22 protein-coding genes and 2 tRNA genes are annotated in these 25228 nt (G+C 35.7%); 4 read left to right on the top strand and 20 right to left on the bottom strand.

Features of this window, described 5'->3' with window-relative positions:
• Window positions 1-24: 24 nt before the first annotated feature.
• The 12 genes from LU301_RS05325 to LU301_RS05270 form a co-directional block, all read right to left on the bottom strand.
• The gene (locus LU301_RS05325) at window positions 25-345 is read right to left on the bottom strand and encodes a PilZ domain-containing protein (RefSeq protein ID WP_305273578.1); all 321 of its coding nucleotides are present in this window, start codon (window positions 343-345) and stop codon (window positions 25-27) included.
• Window positions 342-1373, bottom strand: coding sequence for a DNA polymerase III subunit delta' (locus LU301_RS05320; RefSeq protein WP_305273575.1), 1032 nt, complete (start codon window positions 1371-1373; stop codon window positions 342-344). Before LU301_RS05320 ends, LU301_RS05325 begins: the two co-directional genes overlap by 4 nt.
• A 4-nt stretch (window positions 1374-1377) precedes the next feature.
• Window positions 1378-2148 carry a 3-deoxy-manno-octulosonate cytidylyltransferase gene (gene kdsB, locus LU301_RS05315; RefSeq protein ID WP_305273572.1) on the bottom strand — a complete coding sequence of 257 codons (771 nt, stop codon included), beginning with the start codon at window positions 2146-2148 and terminating at the stop codon, window positions 1378-1380.
• Window positions 2130-3152 carry a tetraacyldisaccharide 4'-kinase gene (gene lpxK, locus LU301_RS05310; RefSeq protein ID WP_305273569.1) on the bottom strand — a complete coding sequence of 341 codons (1023 nt, stop codon included), beginning with the start codon at window positions 3150-3152 and terminating at the stop codon, window positions 2130-2132. The genes kdsB and lpxK overlap by 19 nt, the downstream gene beginning before the upstream one ends.
• A 5-nt stretch (window positions 3153-3157) precedes the next feature.
• Complete coding sequence (msbA, locus tag LU301_RS05305; protein WP_370692228.1) at window positions 3158-4873, bottom strand: lipid A export permease/ATP-binding protein MsbA; 1716 nt, start codon at window positions 4871-4873, stop codon at window positions 3158-3160.
• An 11-nt stretch (window positions 4874-4884) separates the two neighbouring features.
• Window positions 4885-5310, bottom strand: coding sequence for an ExbD/TolR family protein (locus LU301_RS05300; protein ID WP_305273563.1), 426 nt, complete (start codon window positions 5308-5310; stop codon window positions 4885-4887).
• Between the two features lie 20 nt (window positions 5311-5330).
• Window positions 5331-5948, bottom strand: coding sequence for a MotA/TolQ/ExbB proton channel family protein (locus LU301_RS05295; protein WP_305273561.1), 618 nt, complete (start codon window positions 5946-5948; stop codon window positions 5331-5333).
• Window positions 5949-6134: 186 nt separating this feature from the next.
• Window positions 6135-7028: a ParB/RepB/Spo0J family partition protein gene (locus LU301_RS05290; RefSeq protein ID WP_305273558.1), complete on the bottom strand. Its 894-nt coding sequence runs from the start codon at window positions 7026-7028 to the stop codon at window positions 6135-6137.
• 8 nt (window positions 7029-7036) lie between these two features.
• The gene (locus tag LU301_RS05285) at window positions 7037-7813 is read right to left on the bottom strand and encodes a ParA family protein (protein WP_305273556.1); all 777 of its coding nucleotides are present in this window, start codon (window positions 7811-7813) and stop codon (window positions 7037-7039) included.
• 22 nt (window positions 7814-7835) lie between these two features.
• Complete coding sequence (rsmG, locus tag LU301_RS05280) at window positions 7836-8474, bottom strand: 16S rRNA (guanine(527)-N(7))-methyltransferase RsmG (RefSeq protein ID WP_305273553.1); 639 nt, start codon at window positions 8472-8474, stop codon at window positions 7836-7838.
• 152 nt (window positions 8475-8626) lie between these two features.
• Window positions 8627-9334 (bottom strand): N-acetylmuramate alpha-1-phosphate uridylyltransferase MurU, encoded by a 708-nt coding sequence (gene murU, locus LU301_RS05275; RefSeq protein WP_305273550.1) that lies wholly within the window; start codon window positions 9332-9334, stop codon window positions 8627-8629.
• A gap of 12 nt (window positions 9335-9346) precedes the next feature.
• Window positions 9347-10351: an aminoglycoside phosphotransferase family protein gene (locus LU301_RS05270; RefSeq protein WP_305273547.1), complete on the bottom strand. Its 1005-nt coding sequence runs from the start codon at window positions 10349-10351 to the stop codon at window positions 9347-9349.
• A gap of 134 nt (window positions 10352-10485) precedes the next feature.
• Here LU301_RS05270 and trmA point away from each other — a divergent pair, with 134 nt between their 5' ends.
• The gene (gene trmA, locus LU301_RS05265; RefSeq protein WP_305273544.1) at window positions 10486-11577 is read left to right on the top strand and encodes a tRNA (uridine(54)-C5)-methyltransferase TrmA; all 1092 of its coding nucleotides are present in this window, start codon (window positions 10486-10488) and stop codon (window positions 11575-11577) included.
• 233 nt (window positions 11578-11810) lie between these two features.
• Here trmA and LU301_RS05260 read toward each other — a convergent pair whose 3' ends face one another.
• The 3 genes from LU301_RS05260 to rplU all read right to left on the bottom strand — a co-directional run bounded on the left by LU301_RS05260 (window position 11811) and on the right by rplU (window position 12920).
• Window positions 11811-12251: a PACE efflux transporter gene (locus LU301_RS05260; RefSeq protein WP_305273541.1), complete on the bottom strand. Its 441-nt coding sequence runs from the start codon at window positions 12249-12251 to the stop codon at window positions 11811-11813.
• An 81-nt stretch (window positions 12252-12332) separates the two neighbouring features.
• Entirely contained in the window at window positions 12333-12590 is a 258-nt protein-coding gene (gene rpmA, locus LU301_RS05255; RefSeq protein ID WP_305273539.1) for a 50S ribosomal protein L27, read from the bottom strand.
• 18 nt (window positions 12591-12608) lie between these two features.
• Window positions 12609-12920: a 50S ribosomal protein L21 gene (rplU, locus tag LU301_RS05250; protein ID WP_305273536.1), complete on the bottom strand. Its 312-nt coding sequence runs from the start codon at window positions 12918-12920 to the stop codon at window positions 12609-12611.
• Between the two features lie 214 nt (window positions 12921-13134).
• On the opposite strand from rplU, the gene sdsA reads away from it, so the two are divergent.
• Both sdsA and LU301_RS05240 read left to right on the top strand, forming a co-directional pair.
• Complete coding sequence (gene sdsA, locus LU301_RS05245; RefSeq protein WP_305273534.1) at window positions 13135-14112, top strand: All-trans-nonaprenyl-diphosphate synthase; 978 nt, start codon at window positions 13135-13137, stop codon at window positions 14110-14112.
• Window positions 14113-14206: 94 nt separating this feature from the next.
• Window positions 14207-16312 carry a site-specific recombinase gene (locus tag LU301_RS05240; protein WP_305273531.1) on the top strand — a complete coding sequence of 702 codons (2106 nt, stop codon included), beginning with the start codon at window positions 14207-14209 and terminating at the stop codon, window positions 16310-16312.
• 117 nt (window positions 16313-16429) lie between these two features.
• Here LU301_RS05240 and LU301_RS05235 read toward each other — a convergent pair.
• The 4 genes from LU301_RS05235 to LU301_RS05220 form a co-directional block, all read right to left on the bottom strand.
• Window positions 16430-16503: transfer RNA gene (locus tag LU301_RS05235), tRNA-Trp, on the bottom strand.
• A gap of 2 nt (window positions 16504-16505) precedes the next feature.
• Window positions 16506-16590, bottom strand: a tRNA-Leu gene (locus tag LU301_RS05230).
• A 173-nt stretch (window positions 16591-16763) separates the two neighbouring features.
• On the bottom strand, window positions 16764-18308 hold the full coding sequence (locus LU301_RS05225; RefSeq protein ID WP_305273528.1) for a pyridoxal phosphate-dependent decarboxylase family protein: 1545 nt from the start codon (window positions 18306-18308) through the stop codon (window positions 16764-16766).
• A gap of 50 nt (window positions 18309-18358) precedes the next feature.
• Window positions 18359-23245, bottom strand: a complete 4887-nt coding sequence (locus LU301_RS05220; protein ID WP_305273974.1) for a DEAD/DEAH box helicase — start codon at window positions 23243-23245, stop codon at window positions 18359-18361.
• A gap of 13 nt (window positions 23246-23258) precedes the next feature.
• Between LU301_RS05220 and LU301_RS12110 the strand changes: the two genes are divergently transcribed.
• Window positions 23259-23393, top strand: coding sequence for a hypothetical protein (locus LU301_RS12110; protein WP_305273525.1), 135 nt, complete (start codon window positions 23259-23261; stop codon window positions 23391-23393).
• A gap of 106 nt (window positions 23394-23499) precedes the next feature.
• Here LU301_RS12110 and LU301_RS05210 read toward each other — a convergent pair whose 3' ends face one another.
• A complete protein-coding gene (locus tag LU301_RS05210; RefSeq protein WP_305273523.1) occupies window positions 23500-24864 on the bottom strand; it encodes a diaminobutyrate--2-oxoglutarate transaminase in 1365 nt (454 codons plus the stop codon).
• Between the last annotated feature and the right edge of the window lie 364 nt (window positions 24865-25228).

Raw genomic sequence — 25228 nt, 5'->3', positions numbered from 1 at the left:
TCATCACAATATGTTTTGAACATTTTACATGGTATAGCCTGATTTATTGGCATTCATACGACCAGCTAAAATTCGCTCAAATTCAGCTTTAAATTCCATACCTTTAGGTGTGCCTGATAAGGTAATGGCAAAACCTTGAGGACGCATACCTGTTTGTTTTGGATTAATCCACACTACTTTACCTGTTACAGGACCACGAGACAAACCAGGGTAAGCTAACATGATAAGTTTTTCATCGCCTAATTTTACAGGTTGATTTGATGGACAAAAAATAGCACCACCTTCAACAAAATGTAAATAACTTGCTTGCAAGGTATCAATATCGGGAATATTTAAGGGTATCATCTTAAATCCTGTATTTCTGACAAATTCATCATAGCAATAAAATATTGTTCCATCATCAACTGAGTTTGTACATTTTGCCCTAAGTTAATCGCATTTTGTTGTGTTTCATCATATAAATGAAATAACATTTGCAATGAACATTGTTGAGCAAGTGTGGTTAAATCTAAATCAATATTATAGATGGGTTGTTGCAATTTCATGCGAATTATATCACAAACCAACAATTCAAACATAGAATTAAAATCATTAAATGACATGATTTTTTGCCATTTTTGTGCATAAAACATCGGTTGATGTTTCTGCTGAGATAATTTCAACCAATCTTGAATAAATTCTGCTCGATAATTCAGCCATTCACTATTAACCAATTCTGTTGCATAGAGTGGCATAGATTCTGCTAAATTTAACAATAATTGCTGATGTTGTTCGGAGAGTTGTACATTTTGCTGTTGTAAATGAGCCTGTAAAAATTGTTGAGCTTGTTGTACACTCACTCGGTCTAAAGCAAAATGTTGGGTACGACTGCGAATAGTCGCAGGTAATTTAAGATAATGCTCAGCAACTAAAATCAAAATGACTCGCTCGCTTGGCTCTTCTAAAGTCTTCAATAAAGCATTGCTCGCTGCAATATTTAAGGCTTCAGCAGGCTCAATGATAATCACTCGCCAACCTTCTAAAGTCTGCTGTACAAAAGGTAAAATCTCACGAATTTTATCAATTTTAATCACAGGCTTTTTGGCTTTATCTTTGTTTTTTTGCTCTTCTTCATCTGGTCGAATGACCATGATATGTGGATGTATATCCGTTTTTAACCAGATACAACTTTGACATTGACCACAAGCTCCATCAGCTTGTTGATTTGAACATAACAACCAAGCTACAAAATGTTCAACAAATGCCCGTTTTCCACAGCCATGCTTACCATAAAATAATAAAGCATGTCCTAATTGTGGGTAACGCTGTTGTAAATGTTGCCAAATTGGCTGTTGCCATGTATAAACTTGTGGTTCAATGCCAAACACATACATAGCATTAACCGTTTACAATCGGTGCAAATAAACTAGGGTCTAAAGCATTTAAACGTGCTAAATCTTCAGGTGTATCCACCCCTGCAGGCAAACTTACTTTAGCTTCAGTAATCGCAATACGATGCCCATTTTCCAAAATGCGTAATTGCTCCAAACTTTCTAATTGTTCAAGTTGTCCCATTTGCCAAGTACTAAATGCTTTTAATACTGCCACACGATATGCATATAAACCTAAATGGCGAAATACTTGTTGATTTAATTGTTGATTTTGACTTGCACGATGATATGGAATCATAGCACGACTAAAATATAAGGCTTCATCATGAGCAGTTTTGACTACTTTAACAATACTATCTTTTTGAAAATCATCATAATGTTCAATTTTTTCACACAATGTGGACATTGAACATTGCGGACGATTTAATAATAAATCACTCACTTGATGTACTAATTGTGCTGGTAATAAAGGCTCATCACCTTGAATATTCACCACCACATCATCATCTGCCCAACCTTTTAACTGAGCCACTTCCGCTAAACGGTCTGTTCCTGATTGATGTGAAACTTGTGTCATGACTACATCTACACCAGCATAACGACAAACTTGTGCAATTCGTTCATCATCGGTTGCTACACATAAATCATCAAAACCTTGCACCAGTCGCGCCTGATCAACCACACGTAAAATCATTTCACGTCCATGAATTTTTAATAAAGGCTTTTCAGGTAAACGAGAACTCGCTAAACGTGCAGGAATTACAATATGTTTTTGCATGATGAATGCTCCATAGAAATATTAAATTGGGCAAGCTGTTGCTGTAACGTCTGATAACATGCCAATGATAAAACCGCTTGTACAGGTACAACCCAAATTTTGGTCAATAATATATGACCTTGCAATAATGGTTTCAGCTTAACCGCATCTTTTTCAGTAGTAATGATAGGTAAATCATCATTAAAATCAATATCTTGTAGTGTATATTGATGATGGTCGGCAAATTCATGATAGATTACATCATCAACACCTAACTCTCGCAATGTGGTATAAAATCGCTGTGGATAACCAATGCCCACCATTACATGATATTTTTGTTGAGCATTAAAAGCTTGTGTTTTATCAAATAAGGCATAAGGTTGAGCAACTGCTAAATGCATATTTAATCTAGCATTTGAATGTGGTGAATGTTCAATCACTGTCGCATAATCTAAACGAGATTTTGGCTCACGCAAATAACCTTCGGGTAATAATTGTTCATTACCTAAACCACGCACCGCATCATAAACAATCCACTCTATATCTCGTTGCAAAGCCCAATGTTGTAAGCCATCATCACTAATAATAATTTGTAAATCATGATGTTGTAATAATAATTCTATTGCTTGTTGGCGATTTGCACCCACCGCCATCGGCACTTGTGTAGCTTGTACAATTAAACATGGCTCATCGCCCACTTGTTCAGGCAATGAATTTTGCTCCACTAAAGCAGGAAAGACACCTTGACCACCATAACCACGACTAATTACACCTACTTTAACTCCTTGTTGTTGTAAATATTGTACAATTGCAATCAATAAAGGCGTTTTTCCACTTCCACCTACCGTAATATTACCAATCACCATCACAGGAATAGTAGCTCGATATGATTGCTTAAATCCCTTCTTATACAAATATTTATTTAAATGAAATAAAGCACCATATAAACATGACAATGGACGTAATAACTTTAACCACGCTGATTGCTGTTGCCATGCTTGTTGAATAATATGTGCTAAAGCCATCAATTTTACTCTTCAAATTGACGTTGATGTAATTGATAATAAGCACCCTGCTGTGCTAATAATTGCTGATGTGTACCTTGTTCAATGATACGACCTTTATCCATAACCACAATACGGTCTGCATTTTCAATAGTTGATAAACGATGTGCAATCACAATTGTTGTACGATTTTGCATTGCAGTATCAAAAGCCTGTTGAATAAAATGTTCTGATTCGTTATCCAATGCACTGGTTGCTTCATCTAATATAAAAATCGGTGCATCTTTTAAAATGGCACGGGCAATCGATAAACGCTGACGTTGCCCACCAGATAGACTCAAACCTTGCGAGCCTAAAACCGTATCATAACCTTGTGGTAATTGCATAATAAAATCATGGGCATAAGCGGCTTTTGCTGCTGCGATAATTTCTTCATCAGATTTATTGGCTAATTGACCATAAGCGATATTTTCTTTTACCGTACGGTCAAACAATATCACTTGCTGATTCACCATCGCAATATTTTGACGTAAATAAGACAGTTCAATATCATTAATGTGATGTCCATCAAGTAAAATTTGCCCTGCATTAATCTCTTGAAAACGCACCAATAAATTGACTAATGAAGTTTTACCTGCACCAGAACGCCCAACTAAAGCAATCGTTTCACCAGCTTTAATCTCTAAACTAAAATCATCAATCGCTTTAGATTCACTATTTTTATAATTCAAATCAACATGTTTAAATTCAATATGACCTTGAATATTTGGCGTAAGTTTACCTTCATTACGCTCCTCAGGTAAATCTAATAATTCAAAGACTGACTCTGCCGCAGCTAAACCACGTTGAATTTTCGCATTTACATCTGTTAATGACTTAATCGGCTTCGCTAATAACCCAGCAGCAGTAATATATGCCACAAATTCGCCCGCAGTCGTATCGCCTAAAATTTCAGGACGTAATGCAATCCAAATAATCATACTCATGGCAATGGTCATGACTAATTGTACTAAAGGGCTATTTAGCGTTTGTACCACCACCATTTTTAAGCCTTTACGCAAATTATCATAAGATGCATCATAAAAGCGTTGAATTTCATAGGCTTGCCCTGCATAGCTTTTTACCACGCTTTGCCCATTTAAATTTTCTTGTACAATATGGTTAATATTACCCATTGTATCTTGTACTTGTGAGGATAATTTACGCATACGTCGAGATGCTTTACGGATTAACCAAGCAATAATTGGTACGCAAATAAAAATGCATAATGTTAAACGCCAGTTGGTATAAAGCAAATACCCCAACAACGCAATGGTAATTAAGCCATCTTTGACTAAAGTTTGCAGAGCTTCTGTAGTAGCAGCTGTTAATTGTTCAATATTATATAAAATTTTTGATGTAATTTGTCCTGTAGAATTATCTAAATAATATTGGCTAGGCATTTTTGACAATTTTATAAATACTTCATGGCGGATGCTAAAAATAAAACGGCGTGAAATCACCGCCATAAAATACCCCCCCATAAATAAGCCTAAACCACGAAAGAAAACCAATACGACAATCAGTAAAGGAAACCAATCAATGTTAGCACGATTTCCATTTTGAATGGCTTCAATAATATATTCTAATAATTTTGCAACAGAAACTTCCGTAACTGCATTAATGATAAAGCCTAAAATCACTAATAATGCCACTTTCCAATAAGGCTTTAAATAAGCCAATAATCGGAAGTACATTTGCATATCTTGTTTCACTAATCAAAACCTCGAGCAGGCACTTTAGTACTGATATTAATATTAGAAAAACCTAACTGTCCAGCCACGTCCATGACACGAATCACATCTTGATGACTTGCTTTTGCATCAGCAGAAACAATAAACATCAAATCTCGGCGTTCTTTAGAAACTTGTTGAATAATTTGTTTTAAATCAGAGACATTTTTAGTCGATAATGCTTGACCATTGACTGAATAATGTCCTGTTGCATCAACGGTAATTTCAATTTTATGGTCAAATGCTTTTGGCGGTACACCTTGAGCATCAGGTAAAGTTAATTGTAAACGGCTTTGTTGGTCAAAAGTGGTTGAAAGCAACAAAAAAACTAAAATGAATAACAAACAGTCAATCATCGGAGTTAGATTAATATTAATCTCTTCCACTTGTGTACGTCTAAATTTCATACTAAAGTCTCTAGCAATGATTATTTATTCTTTTGATAAAATAAAGCCGCATGAAATAAAGTTGCTTGTTGTTCAATTTCAGCAATATATTCATTCACTAAACGCTGAAAATAACGATAAGCAAATAAAGCAGGTACAGCAATAATCATACCTACCGCAGTGGTAATTAAAGCCTTAGAAATACCCGGAATCATTGCTGCTGGATCATTATTTTTCGCCATATCAACAATTAAAAATGACTCAATAATCCCCAATACTGTACCCAATAAACCTAATAAAGGTGCAACTGCACTTAATGTACCCAAGAAATTGATATTTTTTTCAAGCTTTAGAATCTCTTTAGAAGCTGCCACTTCCATTTGTGCTTGTGTATTCTGCCCTAAGCCATTATCGTGTTCTTTAGCTTTGTAACCCGCAATAAATACACCACCCAAAGCAGTTTGTTGTAAAGCCGATTGTTCAGATAAACGCTGTATTACAGGTGCAACATCTTGCCCACCTTTCAAAAGTAATTCTTGTGGTAAAACCAATTGCTTTTTCAAACGTAAAAAACGCTCAATCGAAATCGCAAGCGTAAAAAGTGAGCATAAGAGCAATGGGATCATCAACCAACCGCCAGCTTTTACCAATTCCCACATAAAAAATCTCTCTATTTAATAATACAATACATGAATTTAAATCATCATCATAAATAAACTAGCAATTTTAATTATGTAAAATAGTAGTTTTTATGATGCTTATTGCATAAGAATTTAAGACAATCTCTCTATTATACTATAAATCAGCACTAAAAATATGATGATTTTGTATCTCTCAGCAAAAAATTATTCTACATCTACACCAAAAATATTTAAAATACCATCTAACTCATCAAGAGAGTGATAATGAATCACCACTTGCCCCTTGCCTTGTTTATGATGCTTCAAACGTACATCAGCATTAAAACGTTCTACTAATTTTTGTGTAAGCTGTTCAATATCTGGTGGTAAAGCCAATGTTTTGTGTTCAGCTTTAGGTGCATAATAATCCCGTACAAGTTGCTCTGTTTGACGCACTGATAAATTTTTATCCAAAATCAACTGAGCAATTTTGGATTGATCAACAAGTTTTAAACTTAATAATGCACGAGCATGACCCATATCAAGCTCTTGATTTTGAATTAATTTTTTCACATCATCGTGCAAACTTAATAAACGCAATAAATTACTTACCGTTGTACGTGCTTTACCTACCGTATCAGCAATCTCTTGATGACTCATGTTAAATTCATCATGGAAACGTTGTAATGCTAACGCCTGCTCCATAGGGTTTAAATCTTTGCGTTGAATATTTTCAATTAATGCCAATGCAATCGCCACTTGGTCGTTTAAATCACGCACAATGGCAGGAATATGGCTTAATCCTGCCAATTTAGCAGCTCGCCAACGGCGTTCCCCTGCAATAATTTCATAAGGTATCATCGCATTCTCAAGTGGACGTACCACAATCGGTTGCATAACACCATGTTTTTTAATTGATTCAGCTAATTCTTGTACATCTTCATCTTGAATTTGTCCACGTGGTTGATATTCACCACGTTGCAATAAATCTATTTTTAAATGCTGTAGTTCCCCCTGCTGAGAAACTTGAGTTTCTAACTGTAATTTTTCTTTTTGAATTGTACCTAAAAGCGCATCTAAGCCACGCCCTTTGGCTAAACCACGTTTTTTTGCTGTCATGGATATTCTCACTTTTTGCGTGCTTTTTTGAGCATTTCTGCTGCTAAATTAAGATAGGCAATCGCTCCTTTCGAGCTTTTTTCAAAATTAATCACAGGTAAACCATGTGCAGGTGCTTCAGCTAAACGAATATTTCTTGGAATAAAAGTTTCATACAATTTATCGCCAAAATACTTTTGTAACTCTGCCGATACATCTTTCGTCAATGCACTACGCCCATCAAACATGGTACGCAATACCCCTACTATTTTTAAATCAGGATTGAAATTTTGTTGTATTCGATCAATGGTTTGCGTTAAATCCGCCAATCCTTCTAAAGCATAATATTCACATTGCATTGGAATCATCACACCATCAACCGCACATAACGCATTAACGGTAATCAAACTTAAACTTGGTGCACAATCAATAATAATATAGTCATAATGACTTAAAATCGATTGTAAGGCATTTTTTAAAATAAATTCTCGTCCACTTTGCTCAGCTAAACTTAATTCAACCCCAGCCAATTCACGATTTGCTCCAATGACTTTATAACCCACTTCTGTTTTTTGGATGGCAGTTTCAATTGGTACTTCACCTAAGAGTACATCAGTAATACTGTATAATAAATCGTTTTTTTGCACCCCAGAACCCATCGTGGCATTGCCCTGTGGATCCATATCAATTAACAATACACGCTTTTTTAAGATACTTAATGATGCTGATAAATTAACCGCAGTAGTCGTTTTACCTACACCACCTTTTTGATTAGCAATCGCAATCACTTTTGCTGTTTTACTCATAAGATAACCTATAACTGCTAATTTAACGCTGTTTTAATAATAATAAATGACGTTGTTCATCTAATTGCGGAACTTTTAACTCAATCGTTTCACAACTAAATTGTGATTGTAATTGACGAATTTCGTCATCAGGCACTAAGCCTTTCATTGCTGCAATCACACTTTTATCGTGCATATAAGGTTTTGATGCGTCCACAAAATCAAGCAATGATGCAAATGCACGACTAGTAATGACATCAAATTGACCCAATTGAGCAATCATGGCACTATCTTCCACACGCGTTTGTACCGCTTTAACATTGGACAATTTCATATCTGCAATCAGTTGTGTTAAAAAACGGATTTTTTTACCATTAGAATCTAGCAACACACATTCACGCTCTGGCTGACACAAAGCAATCATCATACCCGGCATACCACCACCTGTACCAACATCAAGTAAACGCCCATGCGGTAAATGTGGCAAAATACTCAAACTATCCAACAGATGCTTAACTAACATTTCCTGTGGTTCACGAATAGCGGTTAAATTATAGGCTTTATTCCATAAAATAAGTGAATCTTGATATTTGAGTAATTGACCTAAAACATCATCAGACAAATCTAAGCCTAATTGCTGACTGCCTTGCTTTAAAGTCAAATAAAATGTATGTGTTGTCATCTTAAATCATCATCTTTTATTTTATCATCATTCATGCTTAATCTAGTAAATGTATGATGGCTCTGTGAGGGACAAAAAATTTTATCCCTACCAATTTAAATCGTATCAATACATCATAAAATTAAGTTCTAAATGATGCTAGTCATATAAAATTACACAAACTGACCTTGACGAATTTGCTCATCTAATTGATACAAACGCTCTGGCGTACCAACATCAACCCAACGTGAAAGTGTTTTATGGGCAGAAATTTTACCATATTGCATGGCTTCTCGTAAAATCGGTGCTAATGGGCGTTTCCCTTGTTCCAACCCTGTAAATAAAGCAGGTGATTGTAACGACACGCCACTAAAAGTTAAATTTTCGCCATCAGTATATTGGCTATGCTGATAAGCATTACCTTGATATAAACAAAAATCTCCATCTGGGTGCTGAGCAGGATTATCTACTAAAATCAGATGAGCTAATTTATCACCATTTTTAACTGCTTGATAAATCTCATCTTGTTGCAAATCAGCAAAATCAATTTGCGTCCATACATCGCCATTCACCACGATAAAAGGCTCATCACCTAACAATGGCAAAGCATTCACAATACCGCCTGCTGTCTCCAAACCTTCTTGCTCATGCGACCATAGAATATTCACACCAAAAGCCGAACCATCACCCAAATATTCAACCAATTTTTCTGCTAAATAAGCTGTATTAATTACAATATCAGTAATGCCAATCGCTTTTAATTTCTCAATATGCCACACAATTAATGGTTTATCACCCACCGCTAATAATGGTTTTGGCATAGTTAATGTCAGTGGTCGCATACGATTACCTAAACCTGCGGCTAAAATCATTGCTTTCATTATATGATATCCTTAAGTAATCACTTGATATGTACCATATTTTTCATTAAATGGTGGTAAGATTTTTTGCTCTAATAATTGCATAAAATCAGCTAATTCAGCATATTGTTGCCCAATATGACAGACATACCACATCACACGAGGCAAATCTTTTAAATAACCTGCTTTACCATCACGCTCAAATAAACGCACAAAAATACCTAAAATTTTGATATGACGTTGCATTGCCATTAAATCCGCATCACGTTTAAAATCGGAAAAACTACGATTTTGTTTAGCTTGCTCTGGTAATAAATCATAGAATTGTTTAAACCATTGCTCCACACGATTTGGTAGCCATTGTACATAAGCATCACGTGTAATCGAAATCAAATCATAAGTATCTGCACCAATCACAGCGTCCTGAAAATCAATCACGCCTAAATCAGTTTCATCAGCAATTTTCATCAAATTACGACTATGAAAATCACGATGCACAATTACTTGTGGTTGATTTAATGCACAATCTGCTAGTGTCCCAAAAGTCTTGGCAATAATTTTTGTCTCATCATCATTTAACTCAATTTGTAATGACGGTAATAGCCAATCAGTCAAAAGTTGCATTTCTTGTAATAATTTTTCACGACTATACGGTGGTAAAATCCCTGTTGCGTCAATACTTTGTAAGTGAATAATTTGTTTAAAACTTTGTAAATAATAACCATCAACTGTATTGTTATCTAGTAACTGAGCCAATACCACATCGCCAAAATCTTCCAACAATAATAAACCTTGCTCAAGATTTTTAGCAATAATATGCGGCACACGCACACCATTTTGATCGAAAAACTCATCAATTTGCACAAATGGCACACAATCTTCTTTATCTGGTGGAGCATCCATCAACATATAAGTTTGATTTGCACAATGAACACGGGCATAACGGCGAAAACTTGCATCACCCAATAAATAGTTGAGTTGATAAGGTGCATTTAATACCATATCAAGCCAATTTTTAATCACTTGTTCACGTTGCATAATAAGCCTATAGTAGATTTGAATAGAATTTGCTTATCATACCATAATTTAGCGGATATTTTCGAGTGTATGCCTTATGATTTTTTGCTGAATAATATGCTAAAATAGCATTTTTATTTGAGATAGATGACCCAATGACACCGCTTAATCAAGATTATCAGCAACAGTTAGAACAAAAAATTCAACGTATTCAACAACAATTTTCATGCTTTTCAATGCCTGAATTGGAAATTTTCACTTCACCTAAGCAACACTTTCGGATGCGTGACGAATTTCGCATTTGGCACACAGATGATGATTTATTTTACGCTATGTTTGAGCGTAATGAACAAGGTCATAAAAAAATCATTCGTATTGATGAATTTCCCATCGCAAGTCAAATGATTAATCAACTAATGCCTATATTACGTCAAGAATTATTACAACAACCTATTTTATCGGAGCGTTTATTTGAAATTAATTTTTTAAATAGCTTGCACGGCGATATGTTAGTCAGTTTGATTTATCATAAAAAACTTGATGAAACATGGCAAAATACTGCTCAACAATTAGCTCAGAAATTAAACATTAAAATTATTGGGCGTAGTCGTGGGCAAAAAATTGTGCTAAGTGATGATTTTGTGATTGAACAATTTAACATCAATCAGCATACTTATCAATACAAACAAATTGAAAATGGTTTTAGCCAGCCCAATGCTCGTATTTGTCAGCAAATGTTGCATTGGGCGTGTGATGTTGCAGGACAACAAACTAAGGATTTACTTGAATTATATTGTGGTAATGGTAATTTTACCCTACCACTTTCACGTCATTTTAGAAAGGTTTTAGCTACCGAATTAGCTAAAAGTTCAGTGCAGACTGCTGAATGGAATATTGAGCAAAATGCTATAGAAAATATCCAAATTGCACGTTTATCCGCAGAAGAGTTTAGTCAAGCATATCAAGGTGAACGTGAATTTAGACGTTTACAACAAGCCAAAATTAATATTCAACATTATGATTTTAATACCATTTTTGTTGATCCACCCCGAGCAGGAATCGATGATGATACATTAAAACTCATGCAAAATTTTGAACGTATTATTTATATTTCATGTAATCCTGATACGCTACATGAAAATTTAAAAACTTTAACGCAAACCCATGAAATTCAACGTTTTGCATTATTTGACCAATTTCCTTATACACATCATGTAGAAAGTGGGGTGTTTTTAATTAAAAAGTAATTAATTAAATCGCCTCCTAATACAAGATACATACCATGTACCATTTTAAGTTTTTTATTAAAATGGTACATTATACATTTTATAGTCGATTTATATTAGAATAATACAATACATGTAGGGGTTTATTACATAAACCCTTTGTAAAATCAATTGCTTGGGCGAATATAATTCGCCCCTACTGTTCAATTTTGAATTGAATTAACTATAATAAATTCAAATTTATGTTATTTACTTTACCCTATTCTCTTTTTAACAATACTTGCCCGAGTATGGTCATAAATATAATTAAAAATCAGCGTATAAATCACGATAAAAATAGTCATTGCCAAATCAATGATAAAAGCCTGCCATAAACTCACTTTTAAAATATACGCTACCAACGGCAAAGTCATGCACAACAAACCACCTTCAAATAAAATAACGTGCAATAAACGAATGTTTAAACCACGAGTTTCACGGCTTGCAGGAAAAAAATAGTCAAAAATCCAATTAAAAATAAAATTCCACACCATTGCAATGAGTGAAATTAAAATCACTAGTCCCGATACAGACATTAACTGATGGTCAGTAAATAATATCAAACCAATGACCGTTAATATAATTGCTAATACTTCAAATAATACCGCATGAAAAATCCGTTCTACTATGCTGATTTTATATTGTAATTCTGCCATAAAAATACCTAAAAATTTAAAACCCATTTTATTAACTAAAATGGGCTTAATGTCGTTCAATTTATAATCTTTTATAGTGGATTATGCACTTTCTACGCTAACGTAACGGCGACCGAATTGACCTTTCACTTCAAATTTTACTACGCCATCAGCAGTAGCAAATAAAGTGTGATCACGACCCATACCCACGTTTGCACCTGCATGGAATTCAGTACCACGCTGACGTACAATGATGTTACCAGCAGTTACAGTTTGACCACCGTAAACTTTCACACCTAACATTTTTGGATTTGAATCACGACCGTTTTTAGTCGAACCACCTGCTTTTTTCGAAGCCATGTCTATTACTCCTCGTGATTAACCAGAAATGCTTGTAATTTTCAACTCAGTAAACCATTGACGGTGACCTTGTTGTTTACGATAGTGCTTACGGCGACGCAATTTGATAATGCGAATTTTGTCATGACGACCATGACTCACCACTTCAGCTACAACTTTAGCACCCGCTACAACAGGTGTACCGATTTTTACGTTGTCGCCATTTACAAGCATTAATACATCGTCAAAAGTAACTGTAGAACCAGTTTCAGCTTTTAACAATTCTACTTTAAGGGTTTCACCCTCAACTACACGGTGTTGTTTACCACCGCTTTGAATAACTGCGTACATTGTGTACTCCACTTAGCCCGTGTCGTCGTGCCAATAAAGGGATATATTGAACTTCAAACGAACGCCACTGGGAACAGTCAAATATTATACTAAAATTTGTATTAATTTCAAGATGATTGCTGTTTTTTTAAACATTATTTTACCGTTTTATACGATTTAATGATATGATAAACAAATATCCATGTTGAGATTTATCCTAAAGGCATTTTCCACTATGAGCATTGACTTTCAAAATGATATTTTAGCCCCTGTTGCAAACGATTTTGCAGAGATGGATCATTTTATCCAATCAGGTATTAGTTCCAAAGTGGCATTAGTCATGTCTGTCAGCAAATATGTCGTTGATGCAGGTGGAAAACGTTTACGCCCAATCATGTGTTTATTATCAGCTCGTGCTTGTGGTGTAGAAAATATGCAACACGCTCAACATTTAGCTGCAATTATTGAAATGCTCCATACTGCAACATTAGTACATGATGATGTGGTGGATGAGTCTGGATTAAGACGTGGCCGCCCAACAGCAAACTCAACATGGAATAATCAAACAGCAGTTTTAGTCGGTGATTTTCTCATTGCTCGTGCATTTGATTTATTGGTCAATTTAGAAAATATGACTTTACTTAAAGATTTTTCAGCAGGAACATGTGAAATTGCTGAAGGCGAGGTATTACAATTACAATCACAACATCAGCCAGATACTACAGAAGAAACTTATTTAAAAATCATTCATGGCAAAACATCACGATTATTTGAATTAGCCACCGAAGGTGGTGCGATTTTAGCAAACAAAGAGCAATATCGTGAGCCTTTACGCCAATTTGCAGGTCATTTTGGCAATGCTTTCCAAATTATCGATGATATTTTAGACTATAGTTCTGACAGTGAAACCTTAGGTAAAAATGTTGGTGATGATTTAATGGAAGGAAAACCTACTTTGCCACTCATTATTGCCCTACAACGTACTACAGGTGAAGAGCATGAATTATTACGCAATACCATTTTACATGGTGGTTTAGAACATTTAGAGCGTATTATTGAAATTATACATCAATCAAAAGCATTAGATTATTGTCGTGAACGTGCAAAACAAGAAACTGATTTAGCACTACAAGCCCTTAGTTTAATTCCTGTTTCAGCATATCGTACCGCTTTAGAAAATCTCGCAAAAATGGCATTACATCGTATCCAATAAATAAACTCTACGATTTACATTTTTGCCAATTTGATATAAATTGATATAACACTTTGAATTTTAACCCTATTTTTATAGTAATAAAGATTGTAATATGATGACCGTAGAAGATTTAATTGTAAAAATGCAACAGCGTTTAAATGCTTACTCTGTCTCACAAGATACTTCTACAACAGAAAAAGCACTATCATCAGAACAGGATTTAACACAATGGCATCAACAAGATATGCAATTATTTGCAGAATTTGTAAACCTTTTACGTCCACAACATATTCAAGATATAGATGAAATTAAACAAAAAATTGATGATTTTGCTAGCCATATTATTAAAATTCCCAATGCCTTATTTATCTTAAAACAATTCGTTTTACGTTTATTTAAGGATTATAAACAAAGCCAACTGTATGCAGATTTAGGTATTTTTTCACTTGATGGCTTTTTTAACCAACTAGGTGAACGTATTGGACAAAAGATTTTACCTAAAATCGCTGATACTCATGCTTTAGATTATCTACTTGAACATATTTTTCCTTACAAAACAGATTATCAATGGTTAGAACGCATTCCAACTGACTATTGGACAAAAATTTTTGATTTATTTCAAGCGAATCATGAAGAGCATTTTAAATATACACAAGATGAATTATTAAACGCTTTAACTATTTTATCCTATCGTATTAGCGGTTTAGGTTTATTGCCTGAATTTTTAAATGCCTTACCAGAATTATCTAATCATTTATCCCCTTTCTTAGTACAAAATAAAGAAATTGTTGATTATATTGAACATTATCATAAATTTCAGCAACAAGATGTAATTACTGTATTAGCCAAACCCGATGCTTCACAAGCACTGGTTATGCTCAATCAATGTTTAGAAATGGTACAAAAAGCACGGCGTACGACTAAACGTATTGGTGTGAGTTTTAGTTTAACCTATTCTTTAGCTGTTTTGGAACAATGTCTCAATCGTTGTTTAGTTTTGCTTAATATTTTAGATAGTGATCGTCAAAAACGCTATGTAGCACTCGCTCAATTTATCACTAATTTAAGTCATTTACATCATGAAGAAAAATCAGTTCGTACTTTACTAAAAACCAATAGTGAATTAATTGCACTACAAGTAACTGAGAACGCCAGTCGTACAGGCGAACATTATGTTAGTACTGACCGTCAAGGTCTATTTGATATGTATAAACGAGCTGCTGGCGGTGGTTTAGTCATCGCTTTTATGGCGACGCTTAAAACCTTGACAGGACGTTTAGTTCTCGCACCGTTTATGCAAGCTTTTCTCTATAGTATGAATTATGGTTTAGGTTTTGTTTTTATTCATATTATGCACTTTACAGTGGCAACTAAGCAACCTGCAGCAACAGCAGCAGCACTTGCATCAACAATTCAACAACGTAAAGGCTCTAAAACTGCTCAACTCGCTGAACTAACCACAATGATTATTAATATTATTCGTACGCAATTTTGGGCAATTTTAGGTAATATCTCCATTGCAATTCCTGTTGCTGGATTAATTGCTTTCTGTTGGGAAGTGATATTTTTTGAGCCACTTATGAGTCATGCTAAAGCAGCTAAATCTCTCCATGATTTAAACCCATTTACTTCCCTAGCAATTCCTCATGCAGCAATTGCTGGTGTATGTTTATTTTTATCAGGTTTAATTGGTGGTTATTTTGATAATGTTTCAAAATATCGTCAAGTTAAAGAACGTATTTTAGCTAATCAACGACTTACCCGTTGGATTGGAGCAAAACGACTACCACGTTTTGCAGATTATATTAGCACGAATTTAGGTGCTATTATGGGTAATTTTTTATTTGGTTGTATGTTAGGTAGTATGGGAACTATTGGCATGATTCTAGGTTTACCTTTAGATATTCGCCATATTGCTTTCGCCTCTGCTAATTTTATTCAAGGTTTAATGAATATTAATGGTTCACCTGATATTGGTCTTATTTTTGTATCATTTTTAGGAGTGCTATTAATCGGTTTGACGAACCTGTTTGTTAGTTTTACTTTAACGATTATTGTAGCATTACGCTCAAGACAAGTACAATTTGAACAGTGGAAACCCTTAGCAAAATTAGTTTTAACTCACTTCTTTACTCGTCCTAGCGATTTCTTCTGGGTAGCTAAATCAACATCTCAAACTGAAGAACATGATACCAATAAAAATACTGAACTCAAATAACTATTTAAAAATTTATTTTTAATTCAATAACGGAGCCTTTATAGGCTCTTTTTTATTTTTAGTAAAATCTACTAAAACAAAAAAACCCAATGTAAAACATCGGGCTTTCTTTAAATTTGGCAGAGAATCAAGGACTCGAACCTTGACCAACGGTTTTGGAGACCGACATGCTACCATTACACCAATCCTCTAATGGTGGGGGCGGAGAGACTCGAACTCTCACGGATTGCTCCGCTGGAACCTAAATCCAGTGCGTCTACCAATTTCGCCACGCCCCCGATAGTTATGTATTATAGAGATATTTTATGACAATGACAAGTATTTTTTTATATTCAAAGTAAATTTTTATGTTAAGTGTTTACAAAACAATCTGTTAAGATAATTCAAAAATAATAAATCACCATCAAGCATTCATTTGATGGTGATTACTCTATTATTTAAAGATTATAATTTAATCAATCGGCGGTGTATACGTACCGTTTTTGATATCGTCTTTAATCCGATCTGCTTCTGCCAATACTTGTGCAAGCAAGGCTTTGACATTGTCCAATGTCGCAACAGGGCTTAAAGTGGTCATTTTTAAGGACTGCACATTTTGACGGCTGTCAATGACACGAGTTACACCAATATTTGCCTCACCACGAGCAAACAGCTCATCAGCGACATTTTGGTTAAGATTATCCACAAACTCAGCAGGATAATCTTTTGGTACAACACGGAATAGAACTGACGCAAACTGTGGCTCAACCAAAAGTTCCAAACCATCTGTTGCCTTAATATAATCCGCCACTTCACGGGTGAGCTTGACTCCGTGGTCAATCATTGAACCGTATAACTCTTCGCCCAATGCTTCCACTGTCATCCACAGTTTTAACGCATCAAAACGGCGGGTGGTTTGTAATGATTTTGATACCAAGTTTGGCACGCCATGCTCTTCATCATAAGCCGAGTTTAAATATTCTGCTTCATAGTGCATAAAGCGATAATTTTTCTCATCTTTTAATAAGAACGCACCGCATGAAATGCTTTGGAAATAGTGCTTATGAAAATCAAGCGTTACCGAATCGGACAGCTCAATACCGTCTAGCATCGCACGGAACTCATTTGACAAAATCAACGCACCGCCCCACGCCGCATCAATGTGCATCCATGCACCATATTGATTGGTCAATTCACGCACTTTTTTCAAGTCGTCAATTGCACCTGCATCGGTTGTACCTGCTGTTGCCACCACGCACGCTACGATTTTACCTTCATCTTTAAGATGTTGCATGGTTTTAGCTAGTGCGTCCATGTCCATTTGAGCATTGTCATTGACAGGTACAGTAACAACTGATTGGAAGCCCATGCCCATCATTGCCATATTTTTTTGCACGCTAAAATGAGCATTTTCCGAGCAAATCACTTTGACTTTTTGCATCGCATCGGCAGGAATACCGTCCCTTTGCACCGACCATTCTTTGCCGTCTGCATTTTTCCAGTTTTTCGCAATCGCCCAATCACGAGCCAATAGTACGCCCATCAAGTTAGATTGTGTACCACCTGAAGTAAATACGCCTGCTTGACCACTACCATAACCAACTTTTTGACGTAACCAGTCAATAAGCTGAACTTCCATCAACGAGCCAGCAGGAGACTGGTCCCAAGAATCCATTGATTGATTGGTGGCGTTAATCAGCACTTCGGCAATTTGTGAAGTTACCATCGTGGGGCAATGCAAATGTGCCAAAGAATGTGGGTGATGAACTTTTAAACTTTTGTTTAAAAACAGCTCTACAAGGCGGTCAAGCGATTTGTGTACGCCTAAACCTTCTTTACTTGGGTTAAAGCTAATCTCAGAACGGAGCTGTTTAATGCTACCGCCTGTGTACATTTTGTCTTCTTTTAGCCAGTTTGAGACGGCTTGTACCGCTTGGTTCATCGCTGTTTGGTAGTCGGCGATGGATTTGTCGTCGTTGCAAAATAGGGCTTGTTTGTGTTGGGATAGGGTTGTCATAGCATATTCCTAAAAAGAAAAATTAGCTCATTATAGCACAGTTTTGGCTGCTACTCCAAAACCAAACTTGGCAAGCCGTTCACAATTTTCATCGTTTCTAGGCTCACTGTGATGACACGCAGTAGCAGCTCCAACGGATAGCGAGCATTATTCATTGTCTCGCACGCCCAATCATTGGCATTATTGGTAATGCCACTGGCTTTATCGGTTTTGATAGATTGTCGTTCTATGACCCATTCTATCGCTGATTTGCCATTGACGACATAATCATAAGCGGATAATGGGATATTAGAAATGGTAAAGTTTTCATTATAAATAATCACTGTTTTATCATCTTCATTTTTACCTGTTTCTTTATTTTTACGCTTGCCAAATTTCATTTTACTCACATAAAAATCATCATCACTACCACCGATTATTTTATCATCAACAAGGATAATGCCGCCTTGTAAAATAATATTATCATACATTGGTACACTTTCATAATTTAAATGCAAATTTGCCAATGCTCGCCCTGCTTTTTCAAATGCCAAAAAGTCATCTACCGATTTGACTCGTGGAATGCGTGGCAACTGTTTGGATAAATTATCGGCATAACGCTGACGGTATTCTGGGCTGTGCAAAAGACCATAGATATAATAAAAAATTTGTTCTTTTGATATTCTACGCATTTTATAATACGATTGAAAATATTCAAAGGCTTCATCACTAATGGCATCTTTTTTTTCAAAAGTATCAAAAGATTGACCTTGAAATAATGGGTGGCTTGAAGCGATGGTTATTGGTTCATAGAGGTATAATGGAAAACATTGTCCATTGGCTTGTAACTGTAAATCTGGAATGCAGTCTGTTATGATAACAGAAAATTCTTTTGGAGTGCCAAGACCTGTTATAGAAATAACCAAATTTTCCGACTGGTCATTTGGAAATAATTTTGGCAATTGATAAATCATATCATTAAAACTTCTATTAAAATAGACATTGGTTTTTGAAAATGGTCTATACAACCCTATACGAATTGAGCTATTATCAAATTTGTGATTTTTACCACGAGCAAAATCATTTTTAAGACTTCTATTCCAAGAGATTTTTGAGCTATCGTAATCAATAATGTCATCTAACTCAATTTTTTCATTATTTTCTTTTTGAATTAAGTATTGACTTAATTGAAAGTTATAAAAATTAATCATTGATGACATATTATGAATTAATGATTTTTTGGAATAATTGTAACACCAAGCATCACGAGCAGTTGCTAATCCACGAGAATAATTATTAAAAATTACAACAGAATTTTTATCTTTTTTATCTCCCATAGAGATATATTTATCAAAATTGGTATCTCTTTGATTAAGCCAATCATTAAATTCATCTGGGATAATCTGTTGCCAATCTACGATATTTTCAATGGATTTTAAATGAGTTATTTTATCCAATTTTTCTTGACGATTTAGATAATTGCCTATATCGTAATAATAAATTTTACCGATATTTTTTGAATTTGGATTTTTAACCAAAATAGCAATGGCAACACCTGTCATAATATCAAAGACATTTTGTCCTTCTTTTTTGGCAGTATCGCCAGCTTTACCACGAATAGCACCCCTTAAATTAAAAATATAAAGAGAACTAAATTCATCAGATAAGCATTTTCTTAATCCGTCCGAACTGTTACTATTGATATACCCAGAATTTGTAATAAAGCCAATTACTCCCCTATCTTTAATTCTGTCTGTTGCCCAACGAATTGCTCTGATATATGGGTCATATAAAGAATTTTGATTAACTGATTTGCCATATTGTGCATAAGTTAATCTAATACGATTATCTAGCATTGGATATGAAAAATTGGCATTATTATCGTTAGCTATTTCTTGTTTAGCTGAATAAGGCGGATTTCCCATTATCACCGTAATATCCAGCTCTTTTTGCCGTTTTTGGCGTTGGCTATTATCACTTAGAGCAATCAAATTGTGTTCATACATTGCAAAAGTATCCGCCAAACAAATACCTTTAAATGGCTTATAATCATCAATAATCAAGCTATGATAAATGCTTTCAATATTGATGGTGGCGATATAATACGCCAGTAGAAGCATTTCATTGGCGTGGATTTCTTGGTATTTTTGGGGTAGGTTTTTATTATCAATAATACCACTTTGTAATAGCCGTGTGATAAAAGTTCCCGTACCTGTAAATGGGTCAATGATTTGTACGCCTTTATCATTAAGACTGGCATTAAATTCACTTTTTAAAATATACTCAATAGAATGAATGATAAAATCCACCACTTCTATGGGTGTATAGACAATGCCCATTTTTTCAGAAAGTTTTGGAAAAGCGGTGCGAAAGAAATTATCATACAATTCTTTGATAATTCTTTGGCGATGAGCAGGCTCTTTGATACCGCTCACACGAATGGCAATGGCATCATAAAATTCATTTAATTCTTTGGTTTCTTTGTCTGAAATATTGGTTAAAGCAAGTGCATCTATCACTTTATCCAAAGCAATAGACATTGGATTAAACTTGGCAAATTCACTTTCACTAAATAATGCATCAAAGATTGGTTTTGTGATTAAATGCTGTGAGAGCATTTCTATGGCTTCATTATCGGTGGTACTATGATTTAAATCATTTCGCAATTGATTTGCAAATTCATTAAAGGCGTTAATTTGTGTGTGGTTTTCGGTATTTTCTAAGATGGCTTTTATTCTATCGGTATGTGTATTGGCAATTTGAGCAACATTAGCCGCCCATTCTTGCCAGTGCATACGATTGCCACATTTTTTGACGATTTTGGCAACCAAAGCTCGCTCAATGTCTGTGATATTAAAATCCAATTCGCCTTGTACTGGTATTTCATCATCTTTTTGTCCAATGCTATTTTTGCCACGAGTGGTTGTTTTATTGGATTTTTTGACTTTTGCTTTAATATTATCGGCGATAGCGGTAATCTCAATTTTATCCGAACCTGCCCCAAATTCTAATTTATTGAGTATGGCATCAAATCTATCATCGTGCGAACGCAAGGCATTTAATACTTGCCATACCACTTTGTAATTTTCGTTATTATCAAGGGCGGTTTCTGGCTCTATGCCTGCTGGTATGACAATGGGTAAAATAACATAGCCTCGTTTTTTGCCGTCTGCCTTTCTCATCACTCGCCCAACCGATTGCACCACATCAATTGGTGAATTACGAGCGGACAAAAATAACACAGCGTCCAATGCAGGCACATCAACGCCTTCGGATAGACAACGAACATTAGAAAGTATTCGGCAAGTATTATCTGGGGTGTTTTCTTTTAGCCAGTTGATTTTATTTGCCTTTTGGCTAGCGTTCATTGAGCCGTCTATATGGTTGGCTTCACAGTTTAATTGCAATGATGGGTTTAATGTTATTCCATCTGTTTTATGTTTTTCTTTTAGCAGTTTGATTTCTTGGGCTTGATAAGCACTCACCACTTCATTAAACATACCACTAATGGCTTTTGAACTGACTTTATGTTTGCCTGTATATTTGTCAATCACTTGACAAAAGGCAACCGCTCGTTTCATTGGGTTATAATCATCGGATAATTCTGTTTCTACACCATATTTTGATAAGGCTTTCCAACAGCCGATGATTTTGGCAACATCATCAACTTTATATTCGTTTTTATCATCATTTAATAATTTTTCTAATTGGCGGTTAATATGACTTTCGGATATAGCTAATACCAATACTTTATAATCCACCAGTAACCCTAAGTTTACCGCACGACTAAAACTGATGGTATAAAACTCTTTGCCATAATATTCTACATTGTCCATAGAATAAATGGCTTCTACCCCTTCGGTCTTTTTGGCACTGTCGCTATACACTTTTGGGGTGGCGGTCATATATAGGCGTTTTTTCGCTTGAATAAAGTCGTTGTGATGAATTTTGACAAAATGGCTTTCGTCTGTATTTTCAAAGGTTGCCCCTGTGGTACGGTGGGCTTCATCGCAAATAATCAGCTCAAACTCGCCCAAACCCAGCTTTTGAGCTTGACTGATGACATCAATAGAATGATAAGTGCTAAAAATTACCGTCATTGCGGTGTCATTGGCACGATTTTTTATGGCATTGCACAAAGACTTGGCATTGGTAGTTGCAGGAAATTGTAATTCGTGGATTTGGGTTTGTAGTAGGTCATCGTCTTTTTGTTTGCCAACATCGCTGTCAGAGCAGACGGCATAGGCATAGATAGGAATGTCTGACTGCTGTGTCCATTCGGTCAAAGATTGGGATAAAAGAGCCAAACTTGGCACTAAAAACAACACCATTTTGCCAATGCCTGCTTGGTCTTCGGCGATTTTTAGGGAAGTAAAGGTTTTGCCAGTACCGCACGCCATAATGAGTTTGCCACGATTGGCGGTTTCAAAGCCTTTTTTGACGGCATTTAGGGCTTCTGACTGATGGTCTCTTAATGTCTTTTTGGTGTGCAAGATGGGCGTTTGATTGGGCGTGTATCGCTCCCAGTCAATGACGCTATTTTCTAAATCTGTGCGGCTGATGACATTGACAGGAATTTGCTGGTCGCTTAGGGCGTTTTGGGCATTGTCCGACCAGTGGTCGGTGGTAGCGATAATCAGGCGATGACTAAAATCGCTTTTGCCAGAAGCGGTAAAAAAGCTGTCAATGTCGGATTTGGCAATGCGATAATCAGCTGAATAATTTTTGCATTGAATGGCGGTTAATGTGCCGTCAAATCCTATGGCAACAAGGTCTATGCCTGTGTCGGTTTTTGGAAAGGTGGGTTTGTACTGGCTAATCCAGTCGGCAAAGGGGAGAACGGATTGATAAAGGGCTTTGTAATGGTTTTCGGTGGTTAGATAATCAATACAAAGGCGTTCAAAATAAGTGCCTTTTTCTCGTTGGCTATGAGAAAGGGCTTGATATTGTTCTAAAATATCCGATAATGTTTTGGTTGGTTGGTTGGTTGGTTGGTTGGTTGGTTGGTTGGTTGGTTGGTTGGTTGGTTGGTTGGTTGGTTGGTTGGTTGGTTGGTTGGTTGGTTGGTTGGTTCATTTTGCGGATTTCCATCTGATTGTCAAGTAAAATTTTGCTATTCTAACAAGTTTTAGCCCAAACATAAAGCCAATTTATCCTAAAAAAATAAAGACGCACCAACCTGGCACGCCTTTATTTACATTAGACAATGCGATTAGCCACGCACCGCTTGAATCGCTTCAGCAATCGATTGTTTGAAACGTTTAATCATTTCTTCGCATTCTTCTTGGCTAATGTTTACCGCACATAAAATACGCACTACATTACCACCACGACCACCACGCTCTAATAAGAGTTTGTTTTTAAAGCAGGCTTTTTGGATTGCCGCAGCTAACTCCCCATCTTCAGGGAATGAACCAATTTTGTTAGCAGGCTTACGCTCATCAACAATTTCAATTCCCATCATCAAACCACGACCACGCACATGACCAATACAAGGATATTCTTTCGCCAAGTCATTCAATGCTTGAGTTAAATACGCACCACGTTCAATCGCATTTTGTGCAAGATTTTCTTCACGCAATACTTTTAATGTTGCTAAACCAGTCGCCATTGCCAATTGGTTACCACGGAATGTACCTGTATGCCCTGCTGGTTGCCATGCATCAAACTTTTTCTTGATTGCCAAGACTGCCAATGGCAGGCTACCACCAATCGCTTTAGACATCACCACGATGTCAGGTTGAATACCTGCATGTTCGTACGCAAACATCTTACCTGAACGGCAGAACCCTGCTTGTACTTCATCAATAATCAACACGATGTCATGCTTTTCTGTCACTTCACGGATTTTTTGTAAGAATTTCACAGGTGCTGGTACTACACCACCTTCACCTTGGATTGCCTCTAAAATCACTGCAGCAGGTTTAACAACACCACTTTCTACATCATTGATAAATGTTTCAAAATAATGTGTTGCAGCATCAACGCCTGCTTCACCACCTACACCAAATGGGCAACGGTATTCATGCGGATATGGTAAGAATTGCACGCCCGGCATTAAGTTTTGTACTGCATTTTTAGCGTGCAAATTACCTGTCAATGCCAATGAACCTTGACTCATACCGTGGAAACCACCAGAGAATGCAACCACATTACCACGACCTGTATAAGTCTTAGCTAATTTAATCGCCGCTTCATTGGCATCAGTCCCTGCAGGACCTGTAAATTGTAAAACATACTCATCTTTCGGGAAGAAAGTTAATAATTCTTCACTAAAAGCATCTTTTAACGGTGTAGTCAAATCAAGTGTATGCAATGGCAAACCGCTTGCCAATACATCTTGAATTGCTTGAATCACTTTAGGGTGATTATGACCCAAAGCTAAAGTTCCTGCTCCTGCTAAGAAGTCAAGGTATTGATTACCTTCAACATCTGTTACCCAGCACCCTTGTGCTTTGGCGATTGCTAATGGAAGTTTACGAGGATAACTACGAACATTTGATTCCATCGCATTTTGGCGATTTAAATAATATTCGTTAGTGGCATTTGGAACTGGATTTACAGGAGTAACGCTCATATCGGATTACCATCTCAGATTATGGGTTAAAAGAAAATAAGTCTGACTTTTGGTTTTGACTCGGTGCTTTATATCGATAGCTCTATTATCTCACATTTAAAAAAAAATTTCATCTAAAAGATAAGAGAATAGAAAAATTAAAACAGGCATAATACTGATTTTTTATTAAATGAAAAGTTTTTTTTGATAGATTTAACAAAAAAATCAATATTTCTAGACGATTTGGATAATAGTTATGCAAAAAAATCCTTATTTTTTAATATAATGTTTGATTTATACATATTATTCCCAAGATAAATTTAAATAATACAACCAATTTATTGCACATTAAACTCTATATTTTTATCATTATTATCTACCATTC

Source organism: Moraxella sp. ZY210820 (assembly GCF_030674635.1).
Classification (GTDB): Bacteria; Pseudomonadota; Gammaproteobacteria; order Pseudomonadales; family Moraxellaceae; genus Acinetobacter.
Note: the sequence above shows the minus strand (reverse complement) of the source record. Positions and strands in the feature narration are given on the sequence as shown.

Coding starts and splice junctions, on each gene's coding strand:
- LU301_RS05325 (WP_305273578.1), bottom strand. CDS start 345: ATGATACCCTTAAATATTCCCGATATTGATACCTTGCAAGCAAGTTAT.
- LU301_RS05320 (WP_305273575.1), bottom strand. CDS start 1,373: ATGTATGTGTTTGGCATTGAACCACAAGTTTATACATGGCAACAGCCA.
- kdsB (WP_305273572.1), bottom strand. CDS start 2,148: ATGCAAAAACATATTGTAATTCCTGCACGTTTAGCGAGTTCTCGTTTA.
- lpxK (WP_305273569.1), bottom strand. CDS start 3,152: ATGGCTTTAGCACATATTATTCAACAAGCATGGCAACAGCAATCAGCG.
- msbA (WP_370692228.1), bottom strand. CDS start 4,873: ATGCAAATGTACTTCCGATTATTGGCTTATTTAAAGCCTTATTGGAAA.
- LU301_RS05300 (WP_305273563.1), bottom strand. CDS start 5,310: ATGAAATTTAGACGTACACAAGTGGAAGAGATTAATATTAATCTAACT.
- LU301_RS05295 (WP_305273561.1), bottom strand. CDS start 5,948: ATGTGGGAATTGGTAAAAGCTGGCGGTTGGTTGATGATCCCATTGCTC.
- LU301_RS05290 (WP_305273558.1), bottom strand. CDS start 7,028: ATGACAGCAAAAAAACGTGGTTTAGCCAAAGGGCGTGGCTTAGATGCG.
- LU301_RS05285 (WP_305273556.1), bottom strand. CDS start 7,813: ATGAGTAAAACAGCAAAAGTGATTGCGATTGCTAATCAAAAAGGTGGT.
- rsmG (WP_305273553.1), bottom strand. CDS start 8,474: ATGACAACACATACATTTTATTTGACTTTAAAGCAAGGCAGTCAGCAA.
- murU (WP_305273550.1), bottom strand. CDS start 9,334: ATGAAAGCAATGATTTTAGCCGCAGGTTTAGGTAATCGTATGCGACCA.
- LU301_RS05270 (WP_305273547.1), bottom strand. CDS start 10,351: ATGCAACGTGAACAAGTGATTAAAAATTGGCTTGATATGGTATTAAAT.
- trmA (WP_305273544.1), top strand. CDS start 10,486: ATGACACCGCTTAATCAAGATTATCAGCAACAGTTAGAACAAAAAATT.
- LU301_RS05260 (WP_305273541.1), bottom strand. CDS start 12,251: ATGGCAGAATTACAATATAAAATCAGCATAGTAGAACGGATTTTTCAT.
- rpmA (WP_305273539.1), bottom strand. CDS start 12,590: ATGGCTTCGAAAAAAGCAGGTGGTTCGACTAAAAACGGTCGTGATTCA.
- rplU (WP_305273536.1), bottom strand. CDS start 12,920: ATGTACGCAGTTATTCAAAGCGGTGGTAAACAACACCGTGTAGTTGAG.
- sdsA (WP_305273534.1), top strand. CDS start 13,135: ATGAGCATTGACTTTCAAAATGATATTTTAGCCCCTGTTGCAAACGAT.
- LU301_RS05240 (WP_305273531.1), top strand. CDS start 14,207: ATGATGACCGTAGAAGATTTAATTGTAAAAATGCAACAGCGTTTAAAT.
- LU301_RS05225 (WP_305273528.1), bottom strand. CDS start 18,308: ATGACAACCCTATCCCAACACAAACAAGCCCTATTTTGCAACGACGAC.
- LU301_RS05210 (WP_305273523.1), bottom strand. CDS start 24,864: ATGAGCGTTACTCCTGTAAATCCAGTTCCAAATGCCACTAACGAATAT.